19 protein-coding genes, 1 other RNA gene and 1 pseudogene are annotated in these 20,591 nt (G+C 42.8%); 7 read left to right on the top strand and 14 right to left on the bottom strand.

Going from position 1 to position 20,591, the window contains the following annotated elements; translation table 11 throughout:
- Positions 1–3 precede the first annotated feature (3 nt).
- Together M1P97_RS24200 and M1P97_RS24195 are read left to right on the top strand one after the other, a co-directional pair.
- On the top strand, positions 4–2,289 hold the full coding sequence (locus M1P97_RS24200; protein ID WP_249390430.1) for a GH92 family glycosyl hydrolase: 2,286 nt from the start codon (positions 4–6) through the stop codon (positions 2,287–2,289).
- A 309-nt stretch (positions 2,290–2,598) separates the two neighbouring features.
- A complete protein-coding gene (locus M1P97_RS24195) occupies positions 2,599–4,923 on the top strand; it encodes a GH92 family glycosyl hydrolase (RefSeq protein ID WP_249390429.1) in 2,325 nt (774 codons plus the stop codon).
- Between the two features lie 85 nt (positions 4,924–5,008).
- Here the strand turns inward: M1P97_RS24195 and M1P97_RS24190 are convergent, their stop codons facing one another.
- The 7 genes and pseudogenes from M1P97_RS24190 to M1P97_RS24160 all read right to left on the bottom strand — a co-directional run bounded on the left by M1P97_RS24190 (position 5,009) and on the right by M1P97_RS24160 (position 8,969).
- Positions 5,009–5,389: an MmcQ/YjbR family DNA-binding protein gene (locus M1P97_RS24190; RefSeq protein ID WP_249390428.1), complete on the bottom strand. Its 381-nt coding sequence runs from the start codon at positions 5,387–5,389 to the stop codon at positions 5,009–5,011.
- A gap of 76 nt (positions 5,390–5,465) precedes the next feature.
- Positions 5,466–6,361, bottom strand: a pseudogene (locus M1P97_RS24185) (HEPN domain-containing protein).
- 96 nt (positions 6,362–6,457) lie between these two features.
- Positions 6,458–6,676 carry a hypothetical protein gene (locus M1P97_RS24180; protein ID WP_249390427.1) on the bottom strand — a complete coding sequence of 73 codons (219 nt, stop codon included), beginning with the start codon at positions 6,674–6,676 and terminating at the stop codon, positions 6,458–6,460.
- Positions 6,673–7,023 (bottom strand): DUF3990 domain-containing protein, encoded by a 351-nt coding sequence (locus M1P97_RS24175; protein ID WP_249390426.1) that lies wholly within the window; start codon positions 7,021–7,023, stop codon positions 6,673–6,675. The genes M1P97_RS24180 and M1P97_RS24175 overlap by 4 nt, the downstream gene beginning before the upstream one ends.
- Positions 7,020–7,253, bottom strand: a complete 234-nt coding sequence (locus tag M1P97_RS24170; RefSeq protein WP_195372110.1) for a DUF3791 domain-containing protein — start codon at positions 7,251–7,253, stop codon at positions 7,020–7,022. Before M1P97_RS24170 ends, M1P97_RS24175 begins: the two co-directional genes overlap by 4 nt.
- Before the next feature lie 84 nt (positions 7,254–7,337).
- Entirely contained in the window at positions 7,338–7,943 is a 606-nt protein-coding gene (locus tag M1P97_RS24165; RefSeq protein WP_249390425.1) for an HU family DNA-binding protein, read from the bottom strand.
- Between the two features lie 273 nt (positions 7,944–8,216).
- Positions 8,217–8,969 carry a helix-turn-helix transcriptional regulator gene (locus M1P97_RS24160; protein ID WP_249390424.1) on the bottom strand — a complete coding sequence of 251 codons (753 nt, stop codon included), beginning with the start codon at positions 8,967–8,969 and terminating at the stop codon, positions 8,217–8,219.
- Positions 8,970–9,059: 90 nt separating this feature from the next.
- Here M1P97_RS24160 and M1P97_RS24155 point away from each other — a divergent pair, with 90 nt between their 5' ends.
- Both M1P97_RS24155 and M1P97_RS24150 read left to right on the top strand, forming a co-directional pair.
- Complete coding sequence (locus M1P97_RS24155; RefSeq protein WP_075556902.1) at positions 9,060–9,710, top strand: DUF1349 domain-containing protein; 651 nt, start codon at positions 9,060–9,062, stop codon at positions 9,708–9,710.
- Between the two features lie 97 nt (positions 9,711–9,807).
- A complete protein-coding gene (locus tag M1P97_RS24150) occupies positions 9,808–11,454 on the top strand; it encodes a diphosphate--fructose-6-phosphate 1-phosphotransferase (protein WP_195372115.1) in 1,647 nt (548 codons plus the stop codon).
- Positions 11,455–11,524: 70 nt separating this feature from the next.
- Here M1P97_RS24150 and M1P97_RS24145 read toward each other — a convergent pair whose 3' ends face one another.
- Genes M1P97_RS24145 through M1P97_RS24130 form a run of 4 tightly spaced genes read right to left on the bottom strand, consistent with a single transcriptional unit; the run spans position 11,525 to position 13,334 of the window.
- Entirely contained in the window at positions 11,525–12,163 is a 639-nt protein-coding gene (locus tag M1P97_RS24145) for a hypothetical protein (RefSeq protein WP_195372116.1), read from the bottom strand.
- 55 nt (positions 12,164–12,218) lie between these two features.
- Positions 12,219–12,551, bottom strand: a complete 333-nt coding sequence (locus M1P97_RS24140; protein ID WP_195372117.1) for an NINE protein — start codon at positions 12,549–12,551, stop codon at positions 12,219–12,221.
- 55 nt (positions 12,552–12,606) lie between these two features.
- On the bottom strand, positions 12,607–12,978 hold the full coding sequence (locus M1P97_RS24135; RefSeq protein ID WP_249390423.1) for a DUF2752 domain-containing protein: 372 nt from the start codon (positions 12,976–12,978) through the stop codon (positions 12,607–12,609).
- A gap of 14 nt (positions 12,979–12,992) precedes the next feature.
- Positions 12,993–13,334 (bottom strand): TM2 domain-containing protein, encoded by a 342-nt coding sequence (locus M1P97_RS24130; RefSeq protein WP_195372119.1) that lies wholly within the window; start codon positions 13,332–13,334, stop codon positions 12,993–12,995.
- 86 nt (positions 13,335–13,420) lie between these two features.
- On the opposite strand from M1P97_RS24130, the gene M1P97_RS24125 reads away from it, so the two are divergent.
- Positions 13,421–14,023, top strand: coding sequence for a riboflavin synthase (locus M1P97_RS24125; protein ID WP_195372120.1), 603 nt, complete (start codon positions 13,421–13,423; stop codon positions 14,021–14,023).
- Between the two features lie 61 nt (positions 14,024–14,084).
- Here M1P97_RS24125 and M1P97_RS24120 read toward each other — a convergent pair whose 3' ends face one another.
- The 3 genes from M1P97_RS24120 to rnpB all read right to left on the bottom strand — a co-directional run bounded on the left by M1P97_RS24120 (position 14,085) and on the right by rnpB (position 17,193).
- On the bottom strand, positions 14,085–15,419 hold the full coding sequence (locus M1P97_RS24120; RefSeq protein WP_195372121.1) for an MATE family efflux transporter: 1,335 nt from the start codon (positions 15,417–15,419) through the stop codon (positions 14,085–14,087).
- On the bottom strand, positions 15,416–16,792 hold the full coding sequence (locus M1P97_RS24115; RefSeq protein WP_195372122.1) for a YihY/virulence factor BrkB family protein: 1,377 nt from the start codon (positions 16,790–16,792) through the stop codon (positions 15,416–15,418). The genes M1P97_RS24120 and M1P97_RS24115 overlap by 4 nt, the downstream gene beginning before the upstream one ends.
- Before the next feature lie 44 nt (positions 16,793–16,836).
- An RNA gene (gene rnpB, locus M1P97_RS24110) (RNase P RNA component class A) lies at positions 16,837–17,193 on the bottom strand.
- A gap of 495 nt (positions 17,194–17,688) precedes the next feature.
- On the opposite strand from rnpB, the gene M1P97_RS24105 reads away from it, so the two are divergent.
- Both M1P97_RS24105 and M1P97_RS24100 read left to right on the top strand, forming a co-directional pair.
- Positions 17,689–19,266, top strand: a complete 1,578-nt coding sequence (locus M1P97_RS24105) for a Do family serine endopeptidase (RefSeq protein ID WP_195372123.1) — start codon at positions 17,689–17,691, stop codon at positions 19,264–19,266.
- Positions 19,267–19,409: 143 nt separating this feature from the next.
- Positions 19,410–20,270, top strand: a complete 861-nt coding sequence (locus M1P97_RS24100) for a sigma-70 family RNA polymerase sigma factor (RefSeq protein WP_005641668.1) — start codon at positions 19,410–19,412, stop codon at positions 20,268–20,270.
- The last annotated feature ends 321 nt before the right edge of the window (positions 20,271–20,591 follow it).

Below are 20,591 nucleotides of genomic sequence, written 5' to 3'. Positions count from 1 at the left end.
ACCATGAAGAGACTATTTGTTTTAGCTATTGCTCTTTGCGGCAGCTTGTTTTCGATGAAAGTTGCTGCAAAGGCAGACCTCGTGGATTACGTAAATCCGTTGGTTGGTTCTCAATCCAAACACTCCCTGTCGACAGGAAATACCTATCCGGCTATCGCTATGCCGTGGGGTATGAATTTCTGGATGCCGCAAACCGGAAAGATGGGCGACGGCTGGGCATATACCTATGATGCCGATAAGATACGCGGTTTTAAACAAACCCACCAACCCAGCCCGTGGATCAACGATTACGGCCAGTTCTCCATTATGCCGATAACCGGTAAAGTGGTGTTCGACCAGGATAAGCGTGCCAGCTGGTTTTCCCACAAGGCAGAAGTTGCCAAACCGAACTATTACCGTGTGTATCTGGCCGATCATGATGTGGTGACGGAGATTGCGCCGACAGAACGTGCCGCCATGTTCCGTTTCACTTTCCCTGAAACTGATAAATCGTATGTGATCGTCGATGCATTCGACCGCGGCTCTTACATCAGGATCATCCCGGAAGAGAACAAGATCATCGGCTATACGACCCGTAACAGTGGTGGTGTACCGGAGAATTTCAAGAATTACTTTGTGGTTGTTTTCGATAAACCTTTTACCTATAAGGTAACGGTTGGCGACAACGAAATCCGTAAAGGTGAAACCGAAGCTCAGGAAGATCATACCGGAGCGATTATCGGTTTCTCTACCCGTCGCGGCGAACTTGTTCATGCCCGTGTCGCTTCTTCTTTCATCAGTCCTGAACAAGCTGAACAGAACCTGAAAGAGTTGGGCGACCGTTCTTTCGATCAGATTGCAGATGCCGGTCGCAAGACATGGAACGAAGTATTGGGACGTATACAGGTGAATGACGATAATATCGACAAGTTGCGTACATTCTACTCTTGCCTGTACCGCTCGGTTCTTTTCCCCCGTAGCTTCTATGAAGTGGATGCCAATGGAAACGTAATGCATTATAGTCCGTATAACGGTGAAGTGTTGTCTGGCTATATGTTTACTGATACCGGTTTCTGGGATACCTTCCGTTGTCTGTTCCCGTTCCTTAACCTGGTCTATCCGTCGATGAATGTGAAGATGCAGGAAGGGCTGGCGAATACTTATAAGGAAAGTGGTTTCCTTCCGGAGTGGGCGAGCCCCGGTCATCGTGGCTGTATGGTGGGTAACAACTCTGCTTCTGTTGTTGCAGATGCTTATCTGAAAGGCTTACGTGGTTACGATATCGAAACGCTTTGGGAAGCTGTTGTACATGGTGCGAACAATGTACATCCGAAAGTATCATCTACCGGCCGTCTGGGTTACGACTATTATAACAAACTGGGTTATGTGCCTTACAATGTGAAGATCAACGAAAGTGCCGCCCGTACATTAGAATATGCATACGACGATTGGACGATCTATAAATTAGGAAAAGCACTCGGTAAACCGGAGTCTGAAATAGCGATCTTTGCCAAACATGCGATGAACTATAAGAACCTGTTTGACCCCGAAACCAAATTGATGCGTGGACGTAACGAGGATGGTACATTCCAGTCTCCGTTCAATCCGTTGAAGTGGGGTGATGCTTTCACCGAAGGAAACAGCTGGCATTATACCTGGTCTGTTTTCCACGATCCGCAGGGATTGATCGACCTGATGGGAGGAAAGTCCGGCTTTAATGCAATGATGGATTCTGTATTCAATGTGCCGCCTTTGTTCGATGACAGTTATTATGGTGGTGTTATCCACGAGATCCGTGAGATGCAGATCATGAATATGGGTAACTACGCACATGGTAACCAGCCGATACAGCATATGATCTATCTGTATAACTACTCCGGCGAACCCTGGAAAGCACAGTATTGGGTACGTGAGGTGATGGACAAACTTTATTTCGCAACTCCCGACGGCTATTGCGGTGACGAAGATAACGGCCAGACTTCTGCCTGGTATGTGTTCTCTGCCCTCGGCTTCTATCCGGTTTGTCCGGGAACTGACCAGTATATCCTTGGTTCCCCGTTGTTCAAGAGCGTAACGTTGAATCTGGAAAACGGCAAGAAGGTCGTAATCAACGCTGCCAACAACAATGAAGCCAACCGCTACATCTCTTCCATGAAGGTAAACGGCAAGAATTACACCCGTAATTACCTGACCCATGAAGACCTGTTGCGTGGTATGACGATCAATTGCACCATGTCCGCTACTCCGAACAAAAACCGTGGCACGGAGGAAAAGGATGCACCTTATTCATTCTCAAAAGAAATAAATTAAACCTACTTTTGGCTTGATCCAAAAGTAGTCAAAACTCTTGTGATTGCCGATACCGACACCTATATAACAAACGCTTTTGGTTTTAACAGGTAGTATCGGCCATCCTAAGAGGAAGCAAAGCTTCCTTGGAAAGGCCTCAGCGGGTGAGCGTCCGCGAAGGGGAAAGACGAAGCGGCTCGGAAAAATCCGTTGTTTGAGCGAAGCGAGTTTCGGATTTTTCAAGCGTAGTCTTTCACCGTAGCAGCGAAGCCGGTGCAGCCTTGAACTTTTGATTACTTTTCTTTCAAGAGAAAAGTAATGATTAAAGATATGAAACAACGAATATACACCTTACTCGCTATTTCCTGTTTTGTTCTGACCACTACAGCCCAGAATGAGAAACTGACAGATTACGTCAGACCTCTGGTTGGAACAGATGGTTACGGGAATGTCTACCCCGGTGCACAGATTCCGTTCGGCGGTATCCAGATCAGTCCGGATACAGACTCTAAATATTACGATGCGGCAGCCGGTTATAAATACAACCATACTTCCATCCTCGGTTTCAGTCTGACGCACCTGAGCGGAACGGGTATCCCTGATCTGGGCGACTTTCTGTTTATACCCGGTACCGGCGAAATGAAACTCGACCCGGGAACCCGCGAAAACCCTGATGAAGGTTATCGCTCGCGTTATACCCATGACCAGGAATGGACTTCTCCCAATTACTATGCCGTCCTGTTACAGGATTACGGTGTGAAAGCCGAAATGACAGCCGGGCTGCGTAGCGGAATGTTCCGTTTCACCTATCCCAAATCAGACAAGTCTTTCATCATGATCGACCTGAATCATACGTTGTGGCAATCCTGCGAATGGTCTAACCTCCGTGTTGAGAACGATTCGACCCTGACCGGCTACAAACTGGTCAAAGGCTGGGGACCGGAGCGCCATGTCTATTTCACCGCCGTCTTCTCCAAAAAGCTGAAAGACTTCCGCATCATGCAGGACAAGAAGCCGGTTATTTACAATACTTCCCGTTTCAGAAGCACAAACGAAGCCTGGGGAAAGAACCTGATGGCTTGTCTTTCCTTTGAAACGGAAGCCGGTGAAGAAGTCATTGTAAAAACTTCTGTCTCTGCAGTCAGCACCGACGGTGCCAAATTGAATATGCAGGAACTGAACGGCATTACCTTCGACGGCCTGAAAGAAAAAGGTATCGGCTTATGGGAACAGGAACTGGAAAAGTATCGCGTGACAGCCGACCGGAAGACAAAAGAGACATTCTATACTTCTGCTTATCATGCCGCTTTGCATCCTTTTATCTTCCAGGATGCCGACGGTAGTTTCAGAGGTCTGGATAAGAATATCGAACAAGCCGAAGGCTTTACGAATTATACGACTTTCTCTTTGTGGGACACCTATCGCGCCTTGCATCCTTGGTTCAACCTGGTTCATCAGGATGTGAACGCCGATATAGCCAATTCCATGCTCGCCCATTACGATAAAAGTACGGAGCGCATGCTTCCGATCTGGTCTTTCTACGGCAACGAAACCTGGTGTATGATCGGTTACCATGCTGTTTCCGTCCTGGCCGATATGATCGTGAAGGGTGTCAAAGGATTTGATTACGAACGGGCGTACGAAGCCATGAAGACAACCGCAATGAATAAGCATTACGATTGCCTGCCCGATTACGACCGTAACGGTTATGTCCCTTTCGATAAAGAAGCCGAGTCGGTTTCCAAAACATTGGAGTATGCCTACGACGATTATTGTATTGCCCGTGCTGCTCAAGTTTTGGGAAAGACGGACGATTATACCTATTTCCTGAACCGTTCCCTCTCTTATCAGACTTTGATAGATCCGGAAACCAAATACATGCGTGGCCGTGACAGTCAGGGTAACTGGCGTACCCCGTTTGCCCCGATCGCTTATCAGGGGCCGGGATCGGTGAATGGCTGGGGCGATATCACCGAAGGCTTTACAATGCAGTACACCTGGACCGTTCCGCATGACGTACAGGGCTATATCAACCTGGCGGGAAAGAAGCTGTTCGAGAAACGGCTGGATGAACTCTTTACTGTCGAGTTGCCGGACGATATACCGGGAGCCCACGACATTCAGGGACGCATCGGCGGTTACTGGCACGGCAACGAGCCTTGCCATCATGTCGCTTATCTGTATAATTACCTGGGTAAGCCGTGGAAATGCCAGAAATGGGTACGTGAAATAGTCGACCGTTTCTATGGCAACGACCCCGGTTCTCTAAGCGGTAATGATGATTGCGGCCAGATGTCGGCCTGGTATATGTTTAACTGTGCAGGCTTTTACCCGGTTGCCCCGTCCAGTAATATATATAATGTAGGTTCACCTTGTGTCGAGGCACTGACCATTGCCATGAGCAACGGTAAAGAGATCCGCATGACAACCGAAAACTGGTCGAAAGACAACGTGTACGTCAAGGAATTGTATGTGAACGGAAAGAAATACAACAAATCGTATCTGACATACGACGATGTGCAATCCGGTATAACCCTGCATTTCGTCATGAGCGACAAGCCGAATTATAAACGTGCCGTTTCATCCGATGCCTATCCGGCTTCTTTGTCCTTACCCGGCAAAACGATGCTCTATCAGAAACCTGTCGGCAAATAACTTTCTAATCATTAGGATAATTGAGTAACGACGAGAGTAATTTTTCCCCTCTCTGAGAGGGGGCAGGGGGTGTGTGATCTTTCTTTCATGCACCCCTTTTTTCCAGCTTCTCCCGTTCTTTTTTCGTCAGGCTTCCGACCACGATCTCATACGATTTCTTCACCAGCTCTTTAATCTTCTGATCCGGTACATCCTGATTGAAATGGACACTGATCCAATACTTCTTGTTCATGTGCCATCCGGGCGTAATGCCAGCATACTTTCCTTGCAGTTCTCCCGATTCATCCGGGTTGCATTTGATACAACAGAAATCAAAGATTTCGATATTTACAAAGCAAAACCATTTGTCCGCAATATAGAAACACAAGACGTCCCGACTGTATTTATCCGCCACATTCGTAAACGGCATCTTCTCATGCACTCCTTTCAATGAAAGGCAGTATTCTCTGAACTCTTCGATATTCATAATCCTGATTAATTAGAACTACACAAAGTTTGCAAAATATATTCAAGTCTGAAAGTTACAAGTCTGTTAGACAGTGTTATTGTGTATTACTCTGCTCTTCGTACTCCTTAATTTTTGCAGTACAAATTAGCTTCGTAATATCTCTAAGTGATTCGACTTTAGGAACAAGCGCATCAATGTCCTCTTTAGTGACAACAAAGTACGGATTATATCGTGCTTCCACATAAGCAGACTTGAGTAAAGTAAAAAGACGTTTCTCTTCAAGAGTATCTTGTGGAAAAACTGTTGCTAAGTCCTCTGAATACCTTTTCGTTGCGGATGAGAGTTTAGAGAGGTTGTGTTGCTTATTATTTCGCAAAGTAAACGTTAAACGGATAGCATAATAGTAATTCTCACAGGCTTGATGTAACAAGAAAGATTCCATTTTATAATATTCTTCTTTATAAATGAGCTTTGCTGTATGTAAAAACTCATTTGCAGATTGAAACTTTTCATCAAAATATTCTTGTGCCTGTTCTTTTATCTCTGCATAATTAAGTTTTCTTCTACGGGCTAATTTGTTTTCCCACTATTATACAGAACTATTCCTTCTTGCTTGATTTGTGTATAGAAGTATCGTCCCTCTTCAAGGTACTTATTTAATAGTTTGATATCATCGTTGATAAACTGAACAGGTGTATCCCGATCAAAGTCTTTTCCGGCAAAGAATATATCTTCTACATTATCCAGAACGGTCTCCGCCTTTTTGCTGTTGATGCCGCTTGTTATTACATAAATATCATAATCGGATATTTTGACGGTAGGGATGCCGCCGTCTTCTATTCTTACGCTACGACGCACATAGTTCCCTCTTGCATAGCTACCAAAAAGAATAATAAACTCAGTTTGAGGTAATCTTTTTAATATCTCTTTAACCAGAAAATTCAATTCTGCCTGTTTGTCTTTTGGTAGATAAGCTATTGAGTCTTTCATTATGCTTTATATTATGTACAATGTTAAAGTAACAAAAGTACAAAAAATGAAATAGAGTTTAACGGTTGCCTTTGGATTTATAGTGACGGATAATAATCAGGCAACTTTTCCTGTAGCCAATTCTCTTTCGAGATACTCATATACATAAGCTGTGCTTTGACTGTAGAGTCCTGTGTTAATGTTGATTAGTCGTGCGTATGTATCTGATGTGTAGAGTGTGCGGAGTGCCTCATCTATATCCATCTGATGTTCTTGTATCAGCAGCCATACGATTTCCTTGGAAATCTCTTCTATCATAAATGTCTCTTTGGTCATAATGTATTCGTTTTTGTCACTATGGGACCGATTACAATATCAAAACAGTGTGACGACACACGTGTACGGTTACGGCGGTTCATCAATACAAACTCTGCCCATTCCCTGCTATATTCTTGAAACTCCAGTACTGATAAATTGGAGTTATGAAGACAACTGTCATCAAATCTATATGTATTCAGTGTGGGAATACCTATTCCTAACTGCTCGGTCTTTCTTTCGGCCAATTCCATAGCTTGCGCTTTGTCTGCTGAAAGATAAAAACCGCAGCCGAAGTCTTTTCCTACTTTAGATATCGCAAGGTCTATTTCCGCAATATCAATATTAGAACCGTGGTATAGTATCATATCAACGCTCCTCCTTTCCTGTGGCAATAGGCTGTAAGGTCCTCTACTACGTCTTCAAACGGAAGTGTATGTTCCACATTGTAGAAACGGTTTACAAAGTCAATGCCTTTGAACCTTTCCAGATAGCGATAGGCCTGTGATGTATTGAGCGAATGAGCTGCGGCAAACTCGCTTATTACGGCGATAATGTATTCTATCTTGTTTTTAAGCTCCGAATCTGTATTATTCATCTTTCGTGCTGTTTTTAAGTTACATCAAGTACAAAGATATATCTTTTTTGGAAGTTTCGCAATGCTTACACATAGTCTGAAAGCTTATTTCTCTCCCTCTTCCTGCGGCAATGAATACACCCTGTGTGTCCGGTATCCCATCTGGATCACTATTCCATCCTTCGTAAACTGTTTCATATCCTCCGTAGCCCGGTAGCGGCTGCAACCGTTCAGCGAGGCATAATCCGTCAGATTGATATACGGATTGTTTTGCAGGTATCTGAGCATTTTCTTTTTCCGGTCTTCCTGTTCGTTAGAAGTCACATTTTCCCTTTTGATTTTTATCGGCCGCTCCTTATTGACCAATGCTTTTAATCGTTTGGAACAACGGAAGTTTACCCCGTCGGCCCTCGCAAAGAAGACTGTCCGGCCTTTCTCATCCGTTTTCTGTAACGTTTTGAGGGCAGGAGAAAAGTGGCCCAATCCTTCCAGCTCCACACAATATCCATGAGATAAATTCCGACCTATATAAGTGGTCAGTGCTTCGATCGCACCTTTCACATCCGCCGAAGTAAGTGAACATGAATCCGAAAGATATTCACAAATCTCTTCCATTCTCATGGTCCCTTTAGATATAAGCCGGGCGCAAGACTGTTGCTCTGTCCCATTCCCTTTAGGAGTCTTATATACCCCGAATTTTATTCTCCCCATACTAGTGTCAATTAATCGTTATCTATTTCTATAATTACTCGGACTTATCTTTGATTATGTCCGATCTTATCGTGTTTTTCTGCCGATGTAAGTTGTTGCCGACGCCCTCGGCAATATTGTTGAGGACGTCGGCAAAGCTGTCGAGGGCGTCGTTTATTTTGCCGAGGGCGTCGGCAACAACTACCCCGCCTTCCAAAGATACTAAACATTGGGTCAGAAAGCAAGTAACTCAAGGGTTATTTGTATCAGGATACAGTTGTTTTTCCTGAAGGTTTAGATAAGCTTCAGTCCTTTGGCTATCCGGCATGCCTCGATGGAGTTGCTCACATGCAGTTTTTCCAGAATATTTTGCCGGTGTTTGTTTATCGTATTTATACTTCTCGACAGGGTTGATGCTATTTCTTTGCTCATCATTCCCTGATCTATAAGCCGTAGGATTTCTATTTCTCTGGCAGATAATATCTCGTTACAGGTCTGGTTTTGTAGTTCAAGGGTTTGCCCATCAGCGGAGTTGATGATGACACTATTTAAAGAGGGATCGGCTGATAAGTTGTAAAGACAAAGAGATAACCGGATACTGCCGTTGGAGTGACTGGCGATATAAAACATTCTGTGCAGGGCCCGTACATATTGATCGTCGGTATCACGCATCCGGATATGACTTGCGATATGATAGTCGGCACGCTCTTTCTCTGGGATGTTTCTCAGGAAGTCCAGGAACCGAAGTTCCTGCAGGTGTTTCTCCAACAGATCGTCGGGATGGATGCGATTGAAAATTTCTTCTTCCCAGATCGAATAGAGCACTTTATTGCCACCTCGTATGCCCACTCCTAATTTCTCTGCCATCCCGCCATAATAGATATAGCTTGTATTAGTCTTCATGTCACTTAGTACGGCGATCGAATTTTCAATCAATGCATACGTGGACGCAATCAGTTTGCATTCATTGAGTTTGTCTGAGAACTGTTGCTCTTCAGTGAATGTCTGTTTCAGTAATTCGTCGTTCAGTTTGTTTACAATATCCATATCTGACGGGTGAGAATAATTATAAATCAGTATTGCACGTTAATTGGCGAGCGTTTACCTTTGCAAAGGTAAATAAAATGTATGAGAACAATGAAGAAAATAATCTTAGGCGTATTCGCCTTACTGGCAATGGAAACAACATCGGCACAGACACTGGAAAAGATGCAGTGGTTCAACGAACCTGCACAATGGGAGATCAAGGACAAGACTTTGTCCATGTTTGTCACCCCGCAAAGCGATTACTGGCGTATCTCCCATTATGGATTTACCGTCGACGATGCGCCTTTCTATTATGCGACTTATGGCGGCGAGTTTGAAGCCAAAGTGAAGATCACGGGCGATTATAAGGAGCGTTTCGATCAGGCGGGGCTGATGCTGCGTATAGACCATGAGAATTATATCAAGGCCGGTATCGAATTTGTAGACGGTAAATTCAATCTGAGCACGGTCGTTACCCATAAGACCAGCGACTGGAGTGTGATAACATTGGATAAACCTGTCCCTTATATCTGGATCAAGGCGGTCAGACGGTTGGATGCCGTCGAAATATTCTACTCCTTCGACGATAAGACCTACACCATGATGCGAAATGCCTGGTTGCAGGATAATACGCCGGTAAAGGTCGGCTTTATGGGTGCTTGTCCCGACGGGAACGGTTTTAATGTAAAGTTCGAACATTTCCAGGTAAAGCATTTGCCTGATCTGCGCAGATTGGAGTGGCTGAAGAAAAATGCGGAATAAACCTCTGTGTACTTCTTTCACGATTAAAGAAAAAATTCTATATTTGCACCGCTTTTAGGAGTAAATCAGATAATTTCTATATAAATCAGATTAAGAAATGACAAAGAGCGCATTACAAATTGCAAGAGCAGCTTACCAGCCTAAGGTTCCCGCTGCATTGAAAGGTGCTGTAAAAGCCGTTGACGGCGAGTATACAGAATCAGTAGCCGATCAGGATGATATCAAAAAACTATTCCCTAACACGTACGGGATGCCGATCGTTACTTTCGAAAAGAGCAGCGAAAAGAAAAATATGCCTGCTATCAATGTAGGTGTGATCCTGTCAGGTGGTCAGGCTCCTGGTGGTCATAACGTGATTGCCGGTATCTTCGACGGTGTAAAAGCTACAAACAAAGACTCTCGTCTGTATGGCTTTATCCTGGGTCCTGGTGGTCTGATCGATCACAAATATATGGAACTGACGGCTGATATTATCGATGAATATCGTAATACAGGCGGTTTCGATATGATCGGTTCAGGTCGTACTAAACTGGAAACAAAAGAACAGTTCGACAAAGGTCTTGAAATCCTGAAAGAACTGGGTATCTCTGCTCTGGTTATTATCGGTGGTGACGACTCAAATACAAATGCTTGCGTATTGGCTGAATATTACAAAGCTATCAACGCTGGTGTACAGGTTATCGGTTGCCCGAAGACGATCGACGGTGACTTGAAGAACGAACAGATTGAAACTTCTTTCGGTTTCGATACTGCTTGTAAGGTATATTCTGAAGTGATCGGTAACATCCAACGCGACTGTAACTCAGCTCAGAAATACTGGCACTTCATCAAATTGATGGGCCGTTCAGCTTCTCACATCGCACTGGAATGTGCTTTGCAGACTCAGCCGAATGTGGCTATCGTTTCAGAAGAAGTAGAAGCTAAGAATATGTCTTTGGACGATATCGTAACTTATGTTGCTGAAATCGTAGCAAAACGTGCAGAAGCTGGTAACAACTTCGGTACGGTATTGATCCCTGAAGGTCTGATCGAATTCGTTCCGGCTATGAAACGTTTGATCGCTGAATTGAACGACTTCCTGGCTAAACACGATGCAGAATTCAAGATGATCAAGAAGAGCGAACAGCGTGCTTATATCATCAGCAAACTGACAAAAGAAAACTCAGACCTGTATGCTTCTCTGCCGGAAGGCGTTGCACGTCAGCTGTCTTTGGATCGCGACCCGCACGGAAACGTTCAGGTTTCTCTGATCGAAACAGAAAAGTTGTTGTCTGAAATGGTAGGCAAGAAATTGGACGAATGGAAGAAAGCCGGTAAATATAACGGTAAGTTCTCTGCTTTGCACCACTTCTTCGGTTACGAAGGCCGTTGCGCTGCTCCGTCTAACTACGATGCTGACTACTGCTATTCTTTAGGTTACACTGCTTCTTGCCTAATCGCTGCCGGTAAGACTGGTTATATGTCATCTGTTCGTAATACGACTGCTCCTGCTGACAAGTGGATTGCCGGTGGTATTCCTGTAACAATGATGATGAACATGGAAAAACGTCATGGCGAAATGAAACCGGTTATCCAGAAAGCTTTGGTGAAACTGGACGGTGCTCCTTTCAAGAAGTTCGCTGCTAACCGCGACGAATGGGCATTGACTACCAGCTACGTTTATCCGGGTCCGATCCAGTACTTCGGTCCGACAGAAGTTTGCGACGAACCGACTAAGACGTTGCAGTTGGAACAGGCTAAATAATTAGTCAGGAAATATAGTATATATAATAGAGGTAAGGCGTAAGTTTTACCTCTGTTTTTTTAGTTGCGCATTATATGCTGACATTGATCGAGTAATCGCTCAGTGGTTCTTCGCCTGCTTGTTTCAGTACTCTGTTAGCCTTCTTGAGACAAATATCATTAAAGTCTTTTTCCATGCAGATGAAATTATGGCGCACATACTTGGAGTCTACTGGGATAATCTTCATATTTAGAAGGTCAATGTCAATAATCTGTTCTTTTAAATCCTTTTTGTTGATACTTCCGGATACATACTGCAGAAATGCAGACAAAGCAATTAGTAAAGTCTGAATTATTGGAAGAGGCACTTTGCGATAATGATATAAATGGCGATAAAATGAAATTACCATGGAGCGCGTATTTTCATCGTAGCTTTCTAGCAAAGACTGATATTCCTGATAATCGTCAAGCAAATCATCGACTAACTGGTTTTTATCGTACAAAAGTTTTGCGGGAGCAACATTTATCCCGGTTACCTGTTCGAATTTGTCGGCAATGAATTCTGCATCTTTATATGTTATATTAGTATTTGTACAATTCTTTTTTACTTGGATGGAGTCGAAAAGTGAATATCCGGTCAATAAAGTATACATTAGCATCGCTCTGCCACATATCGGGTGAGCCATCATTGATTGAGAAAGTTGATCAATCTGATTTTGTGTTGTTTTCATATAATAGTTGTTTTATTAATATTAATATGAAGACAATGTACAAAATATAGTTGACTTACGATAGAATTTTCATCAATATATTCATATTATATCGTTTGGTAGTTCCGGTAATCAGAAACCAGTCGACGAGCCACCAAATTCCTAATCCGCCTCCTGTGAGAAGTTTACCGATCCCTTTGCCGATGTTCCCGATCAGAAAACGGTCTACTCCAAGCATTCCGAGGAAAATAGAGATAAGTAACATTTTTCCTGGCTTTTTGAAATGAGTTGTTTCCAGAATAATCTCTTTTTCAGGCGTGAGGTTAAGTAGCCGATGGATAGGAATTTCATATTCAGGAAATTTACTTTCATTCGCCAGAAGAAATTTATCGACTTTGTTTGCTTCCATATTATTTTCAGTCGGTTTATGAATATGATGCAAATATAGTTATTTCCTGTGTTATTTACAGTTCTTTATTGATATTCCATATCCAGTTGAGAATAGTCAGGAGAATAATGGAAGCGAGGATGTATTTGTTCATGAGATGTCGCTCCGCTCTTTTCAGCCAACTCTGGAATTGATTTTTTTTTCGGATAAAGTCTATCGTCATGCCGGTAAGATAGATGGCTGTCAGTAGAACGAGTAATAAGCCATACGGATTGATCAGAATGGAGTCGTAGATGTTTCCATTTAATAAGCCGAGAAGTGCGCGGCGTGTTCCGCAGGCAGGACAGGGATATCCGGTGGTTGTGTGGAATATGCAGGGAAATACAGATAATGTATATCCGGCCATTATGATTATGGCAAGATATGCATATTTATTTCTTGTTCCCACAATGAGGGCAGAAGTTAAAACATTAATATGTTTTGCAACTGTTCCAGATTCTTCCTTTTTGTTGCATCCATGATAAGGAACCAGTCGATAATACACCAGATACCGCAACCACCTAAAGTGACTAACTTACCGACACCCAGGCCGACGTCACCGATAAGGAAACGGTCTATGCCGAGAGAACCCAGGAATACGGAAATAATAAGTATTACTGTCGGGTCTTTAAAATCACAAGTTTGCAGATAAATCAGTTTGGATTCATCCATAGCGAGTAGGCGGTCTCTTATAATAGATATATGACTGCTAGGTAGTTTGCTACTGTTTGTCAGGAGGAACAAGTCCACTTTCTGTGCGTCCATTTTTTATAGATTGAATTACTAACGACAAATATAGTAAAATTCCGTATCTTTGAACCTGATAATATTAATTTAAACAACACATTACTATGTTCTCAGGAATTGTAGAAGAAGCTGCCCAGGTAGTTGCGTTGAAGGTAGAGCAGGGAAATCTGCATATCACAATGAAATGTTCGTTTGTAAATGAACTGAAAATTGATCAGAGTGTGGCACATAACGGCGTATGCCTTACGGTTGTAAGTCTGACCGACGATACATATACGGTGACTGCTATTCAGGAAACGCTGGATCGTTCGAATCTTGGTTTACTGAAAGTAGGTGATCTGGTAAATCTTGAACGAAGCATGATGATGAACGGTCGTTTGGACGGTCATATCGTGCAGGGACATGTGGATCAGACTGCTGTATGTAAAGATGTACGCGAGGCGGACGGTAGCTGGTATTATACATTTGAATATACGTTCGACAAGGCAATGGCGCAGCAAGGGTATATGACAGTGGAAAAAGGTTCCGTTTGTGTGAACGGCGTCAGCCTGACCGTTTGTAACTCGCAGCAAAATAGCTTTGAAGTGGCTATTATTCCTTATACACATGATAATACGAACTTCTGCCGGATCGAAAAAGGCACGGTAGTCAATCTGGAATTTGATATTGTAGGTAAATACATCAGCAAAATGATGCAGTTCAAATGAAAGGTTTCCTCTCATTTGCCAGATAACGCAGAGCGACCGGGCATTCGATCCGGTCGCTTTGTTATTTTACGACACATCTTTTCTTCCATAGATCCATCTTATAATAGATATAAGTGATGACAAATCCAATGGCGATACTGATTCCGATAGCCCACCAGATCCCTTGTCGTCCGTACCATGCGCTTAGCTGGTAGGCGAGTGGGATACGGATCAGCCACAGGCATAGTAAACTGGTTACCATTGTGAAGATTGTATCTCCTGCTCCCCGGAGTGCACCGTTATATATATTCAGTGCACCGTGCACGATAAAGAATCCTCCTATAATCAGTAAATATTCTTTTCCGATAGCGATTACAGCCTGGTCGCTGGTAAAAGCCCGCATCATTTCTTCTCCGAAAAAGTAAATGGCTGTAAATGTAATCAGGCTGAATATGAGATTGACCAGCATGGTAAATCGTAACCCTTTGCGGACACGGTCGAAATGGCCGGCTCCGATATTTTGTCCGCAGAAAGCAGCCAGTGCACCCGATAAGGTGAGAACGGCCTGTGTTATGATTGTATCGATTTTACCTGCAGCTCCATAGGCTGTCAGCGTGTCGGTTCCAAAACTATTGACAATTCCAAGCAAGGCAATCAAGCCCAGGGCAATTGCACATTGTTGAACACTAGTGGGAAGTCCTATTTTCAATCCTTCCTTAAAGAGTTTCATATCAAATAGCAAGTCTTGTTTTTTGATCGAGAGTAGGGGATGCGTATTATTTACATATCCTAAAGCGATACACATTCCGATTCCTTGTGCAATGACGGTTGCGCGTGCCGCTCCTTCAATTCCCCACTTAAAACCGACGATGAATAATAAATCCAAAACGATATTCAGTACGGTGGTAATAAATATGAAGATCATCGGCCGGACGGATTCGCCTACCCCTCTCAATATGGAGATTATACTGTTGAATGTGACGAAGAGAAAAGTTCCTCCGATATATATTCTGAAATAAGCAACAGCGTCTGGTATGACTTCCTCCGGTGTATTGGTCAGGCGGAAAATAGGCTCGGCAAAGATGATCCCGGCTATTGAAAGAGCGATTCCGGCTACAAGCATGAAAATAAAGAAAGAGGAGAAGGCGCGTTGAACTTTATCGTATTGTTTTGCTCCGAAAAACTGTGAAACGACAACGGATGTTCCGCTTCCGACTCCGATCACCAATGAAATGATGAAGTAATAAATAAAGAAGGAGGCGGAAACGGCTGCAAGCGCTTCTTTTCCCAGAAATTGTCCGACGATAATACTGTCGGTTACATTATATAACTGTTGCAGCAGGTTACCGATGAGTAGTGGGAGTGCGAAGCGTACGATCACTTTCCATACCGGACCATGTGTCAGGTCGTGGTTCATAAGTCTTTAAGCAGGATATTATTGTTCGCTTTAATCATATCTTCTCTTGTTTTGAGCAAGGTATGCCATTCTTTTGTGAACAGGCAGGATGTGTCGATCTTAAAGTTCTCGGAACCGTATTCATCCATCTTTGTCAACAGGTAACTTACACTGATCTTATTTACATCAATGGCTGGTTGATAGTAGACTACCCGTTCGTCATTTTCATAATTGACTTCTATGATAATATGAAGTTCGGTAAGCAGATAAAGTATTTCCGTTGTTATCCGGATGGGGATGCGATAATCGTCAGACAGTTCATCGGCAGTATATGGCCTTTCTCCCTTCACAAAGCGTTTTACGATCAGAGAGGCGATCAATAAGGTTAGGAAGTCTTTATATCGTCGGCTGATGTTTTTACTATCTCGTTCAAAACTGAATTTCTTTACATTCTGAGAAGCATAAGATAGTTCTGCTCCAAAGAGGCAGATTAACCAGGATAACTGTAACCATAATAATAATAATGGTAAGGCAGCGAAGCTACCATAGATAGCATTGTATTTGTTAACCCATATCTGCCCACTGATATAAATGAACTGGAAAAATTGGAAAGCGGAACCTGCCAGTATGCCGGCAACAAGTCCGTTTACAAATTTCACCTTCGTATTGGGGAGTGAAACATACAAGGCTGTGAATACCATTATTGTGATTATGAACGGAGCGATATTCAGGAAGAACTCTACCAAAGGAGTGAAGAACACATAGCTGCTTAAGAATGAGTTTTGAAGCGTAGACATAAATATGGACAGACCGCTTGAAGCTGTCATTAATACCGGTAATATCAGGAATAAAGCCAGGTAATCGGAGACTTTCCGGTGCCATGGACGCGACTTTTGGATTTGCCAGATATCGTTGAATGTATCTTCTATGGACGAAATCAGGTTAATGACTGTGTAGAATAAAAGGATAAGACCGACTCCGATAATGACTCCGCCTTGTGCTTGCGCCAGATATCTTTCTACGAACTTAAAGGCTTCGCTTAATTCTTGTTCTTGTCGGGGAAAATAATCGAATAGTTCCTGTTGTACTGCTTCCTGAAATCCGAAGCCTTTGGCAATACCTAATAATACTGCCAGTAGGGGAACAATAGCCAACAATGTACTGTAGGTAAGAGCGGAAGCTTTCGTTTGAAGGTTCTCGTTATTGAATCCGCGTATGGCCAGTATGACTGTCTTGATCGTATTTATATATATTTCTTTCAGGCCGCTTACTTCATTTTCTGTAATTCGCCAGATGTCGTAAGTAACAAAATGAATGGTTCGTGTCAGCAAGGCGTTGATCCGTTCTCCCAGAGGCTTTTTTTCAGCAGTCTTTTTATCCGTCTTCTTTTTCATGCTGTGAAATGTAGGGGCAAAGAGTGTTTGCCGGATGAATAAAAAAATGCAGCCTGCCTGTAAGCCGGGTTCTGTACTCCCGTTTGCACGGAAGCGTCTGCCATTTATCTTGTCTTGCTGTCACCAGCAAGCTTTAGCGGTCTACCCCCCGGCATCGGACGAGCAATCCTACATGCGCCGGTATACATGACCTTACAACCCATAAGACGTACGGCATCCCGTATTACTACGGCATCCGGTGAGCTCTTACCTCACCTTTTCACCCTTACCGGACATATCCGGCGGTTATTCTCTGTTACGTTACTCTACCCTCACGGACAGCTTCCCGTTAAGAAGTATGGTGCTCTGTGTTGCCCGGACGTTCCTCTCACCCGAAGGTGAGCGACAGACCGGCAGGCTGCAATGCGACAAAGATAGGTATTTTAGTTGACAGTTGACGGTTGGCGGTTGACATTTTTAGGTAAAGACAAGGACAGAGTACTTATCGAGTTGCTTTTGGCTTACTTATTAAGTAAACGCCGGACTACTTAATAACTAATACTACTGACTACTTATCGAGTAGATGAATGGCTTCTTAATAAGTAGACGAATGGCTTCTTTTATAAAGAAAGGAGCACTTTCCATAACCTGTCAACTGTCACTTGTCAGCTGTCAACTGGAATGAACTTTCTGCCGTTCTTACTGTTATATTACTGAAAGCATGACCATTTGGCAGGGGAGTGATTGTTAAAAAGGTACTTTGCAATACACAGTACTGTTAAGCGCAGTTAACCCCGGATAAATCGCCGTTAAAAGTGATAAAAAATCAAAGCCAAATGGAATAATCGCACGTTTTTTGAACTTTCTTTGTCGAAAGAAAAGTGTTAAATTTAAATGTTTGATAAAATAGAAAGAGTATGAAAACAATGTGGAAAAATGTGCTAGGAGTCGTTCTTGTTGCTGCCATCAGTACCGGTGCTGCGGTTGGGACAAGTGCTTATCTGATGAATAAAAAACAACCGGTTTATGTCACTGATTCAACAAATACATTTAATCAACCTGTCCGGTATGCCGGATTGAATGCAGTGGCTGCTGAAAATACGGATTTTACCAAAGCGGCAGAAAGTACGGTACATGGGGTAGTGCATATTAAAGCTACGACGAATGCTAAGCAATATGCTGATGACGGTAGAGGCCAGCAGCAGTATGTTGATCCTTTCGAATACTTCTTCGGATTTGGAGGACGAGGAGGTGGAGGTTTCCAGCGTCCGCAACCACAACCCCGCGTAGGTTCTGGTTCGGGTGTCATTATTTCCACAGATGGATACATTATTACAAATAACCATGTGATCGATGGTGCTGATGAATTGGAAGTCACATTGAATGACAACCGTAAATTTCCGGCAAAATTGATTGGAACCGATCCTACCACGGATATTGCTTTAATAAAAGTAGATGCAAAGGATCTTCCTACTATACCGTTTGGTGATTCTGAAAAACTGAAAGTAGGAGAGTGGGTGTTGGCTGTAGGTAATCCATTCAATTTAACCTCTACTGTTACTGCCGGTATCGTTAGTGCAAAAGGCCGCGGTATTTCTATGGGAGGTGACAGAAGTAAAATTGAATCATTTATCCAGACTGATGCTGCTGTAAATCCTGGTAATAGTGGTGGTGCTTTGGTAAACACGAAAGGTGAACTGATTGGTATCAACACGGCTATTTATTCGGAAACAGGAAACTTTGCCGGATATTCATTTGCTGTACCTATTAGTATTGCAGGTAAAGTGGCAAGCGATTTGAAACAATATGGAACTGTACAGCGTGCTGTTCTGGGTGTTTTGATGATGGGCGTGGGTGATATTGCCGAGCAGTTGAGTTATCCTAATCTGGATAGTAAACTGAAAGAGGAACTGACTGAGTTGAAATCGAAGATCAAAGTGTCTGAAGGTGCTTGTGTATCTGATTTTGCTGATAGAAGTTCTGCAAAAGAAGCCGGTATCGAAAAGGGTGATGTGATCATTGCTGTAAATGGAGCAAAAGTGAAAAATGCAAATGCATTGCAGGAACAGATCAGTAAATACCGTCCTGGAGATAAGGTAGAAGTCACTGTTGATCGTAATGGAAGTAATAAGACATTTACTGTAGAACTTCGTAATGCACAAGGTAGTACATCTGTTGTAAAAAATGCAGGTGATAATAGTGCAGATGTTCTTGGAGCCGCTTTTAAAGCGTTGACGGATAAACAAAAACGTGAACTTGGTGTAAGTTATGGTGTTGAAGTAACCGGATTATTAAAAGGTAAAATGAAAGATGCCGGAATCCAGAAAGGCTTCATTATCATGATTGTTAACGACCAGAAGATATCTACACCTGAACAACTCGAAAAGTTGGTAGATAAAGTATTGAAAGGAAATTCTGATGATCGTTACATCGTTGTGAAAGGTTTTTATCCGAATGGACGTACAAAAGTTTATGCTATTGATCTAGCCGAATAATAAAATAAAGTTATATTCGTCTTATTTGGCGGGAAGATTGTTAAAGGTTTATAATTGGTCGGGTGTAGGGTGCACACGACCAATTTTCTCAATAAAAATAATATTATCTTTGCACCCTGATATTTCTCAATTAAAAACATTGGATGAGACAGTTAAAGATTACAAAGTCCATTACCAATCGCGAAAGTGCTTCGCTTGATAAGTATCTTCAGGAAATAGGCCGCGAAGATCTTATTACAGTTGAAGAAGAAGTAGAATTGGCACAGGCAATCAAAAGAGGAGACCGTAGAGCATTGGAGAAATTAACCAGAGCAAATCTGCGTTTCGTCGTTTCTGTGGCAAAGCAATATCAAAATCAGGGGCTTAGTTTGCCTGACCTTATTAATGAAGGTAACCTGGGATTGATAAAAGCCGCCGAGAAGTTTGATGAAACGAGAGGGTTTAAGTTTATTTCTTATGCCGTATGGTGGATTCGTCAGTCTATCCTGCAGGCTTTGGCAGAACAGTCAAGAATTGTTCGTCTTCCGTTGAATCAGGTTGGCTCGCTGAATAAGATCAGTAAAGCTTTCTCTAAATTCGAACAGGAAAACGAACGTCGACCATCTCCCGAAGAACTTGCAGACGAGCTGGATATTCCTGTAGATAAGATTTCAGATACTCTAAAGGTGTCCGGAAGACATATCTCAGTAGATGCCCCGTTCGTAGAGGGCGAAGACAATAGTCTTTTGGATGTGCTTGTGAACGACGACGCTCCTATCGCTGACCGATCGTTGATGAACGAGTCACTGGCTAAAGAAATTGATCGAGCACTTGCTACACTGACCGAAAGAGAATGTGAAATAATCAAAATGTTTTTCGGTATAGGCTGTCAGGAAATGACATTGGAAGAGATTGGCGACAAATTTGGCCTCACTAGAGAGCGCGTCCGCCAGATCAAGGAAAAAGCAATTAGAAGATTAAGACAAGGAACACGTAGCAAGCTCCTCAAATCGTATTTAGGTTAACCTCGGGTAAAACCAAAGAGGTAAACAAAGCTCCATATCCGGAAGGATAAGGAGCTTTTGTTTTTTTACTGGGTATGGTTTGTCTATTTCTGAAATGAATAAGCAATTATGATTATCGTGTTTTCTATATAATATATGTGTATTCGTTTTCTCAGGTTTAGAGTTCTTTTGTTGTTGATTAATTTTTTTTCCCCGTAACGTTCAGTGATACAGAAGTGTAGTGATTTTGCTGCGATATTAAGTAAAAAATAAAGTGAGAAAAGTTTGGAGCGTATGTTTTATAACACTACTTTTGCATCCGCATTCGAGAGAGAACGGCAC

The organism is Parabacteroides leei, assembly GCF_023369805.1.
GTDB lineage: Bacteria > Bacteroidota > Bacteroidia > Bacteroidales > Tannerellaceae > Parabacteroides > Parabacteroides leei.
This window is presented reverse-complemented; position numbering and strand designations above follow the sequence as displayed.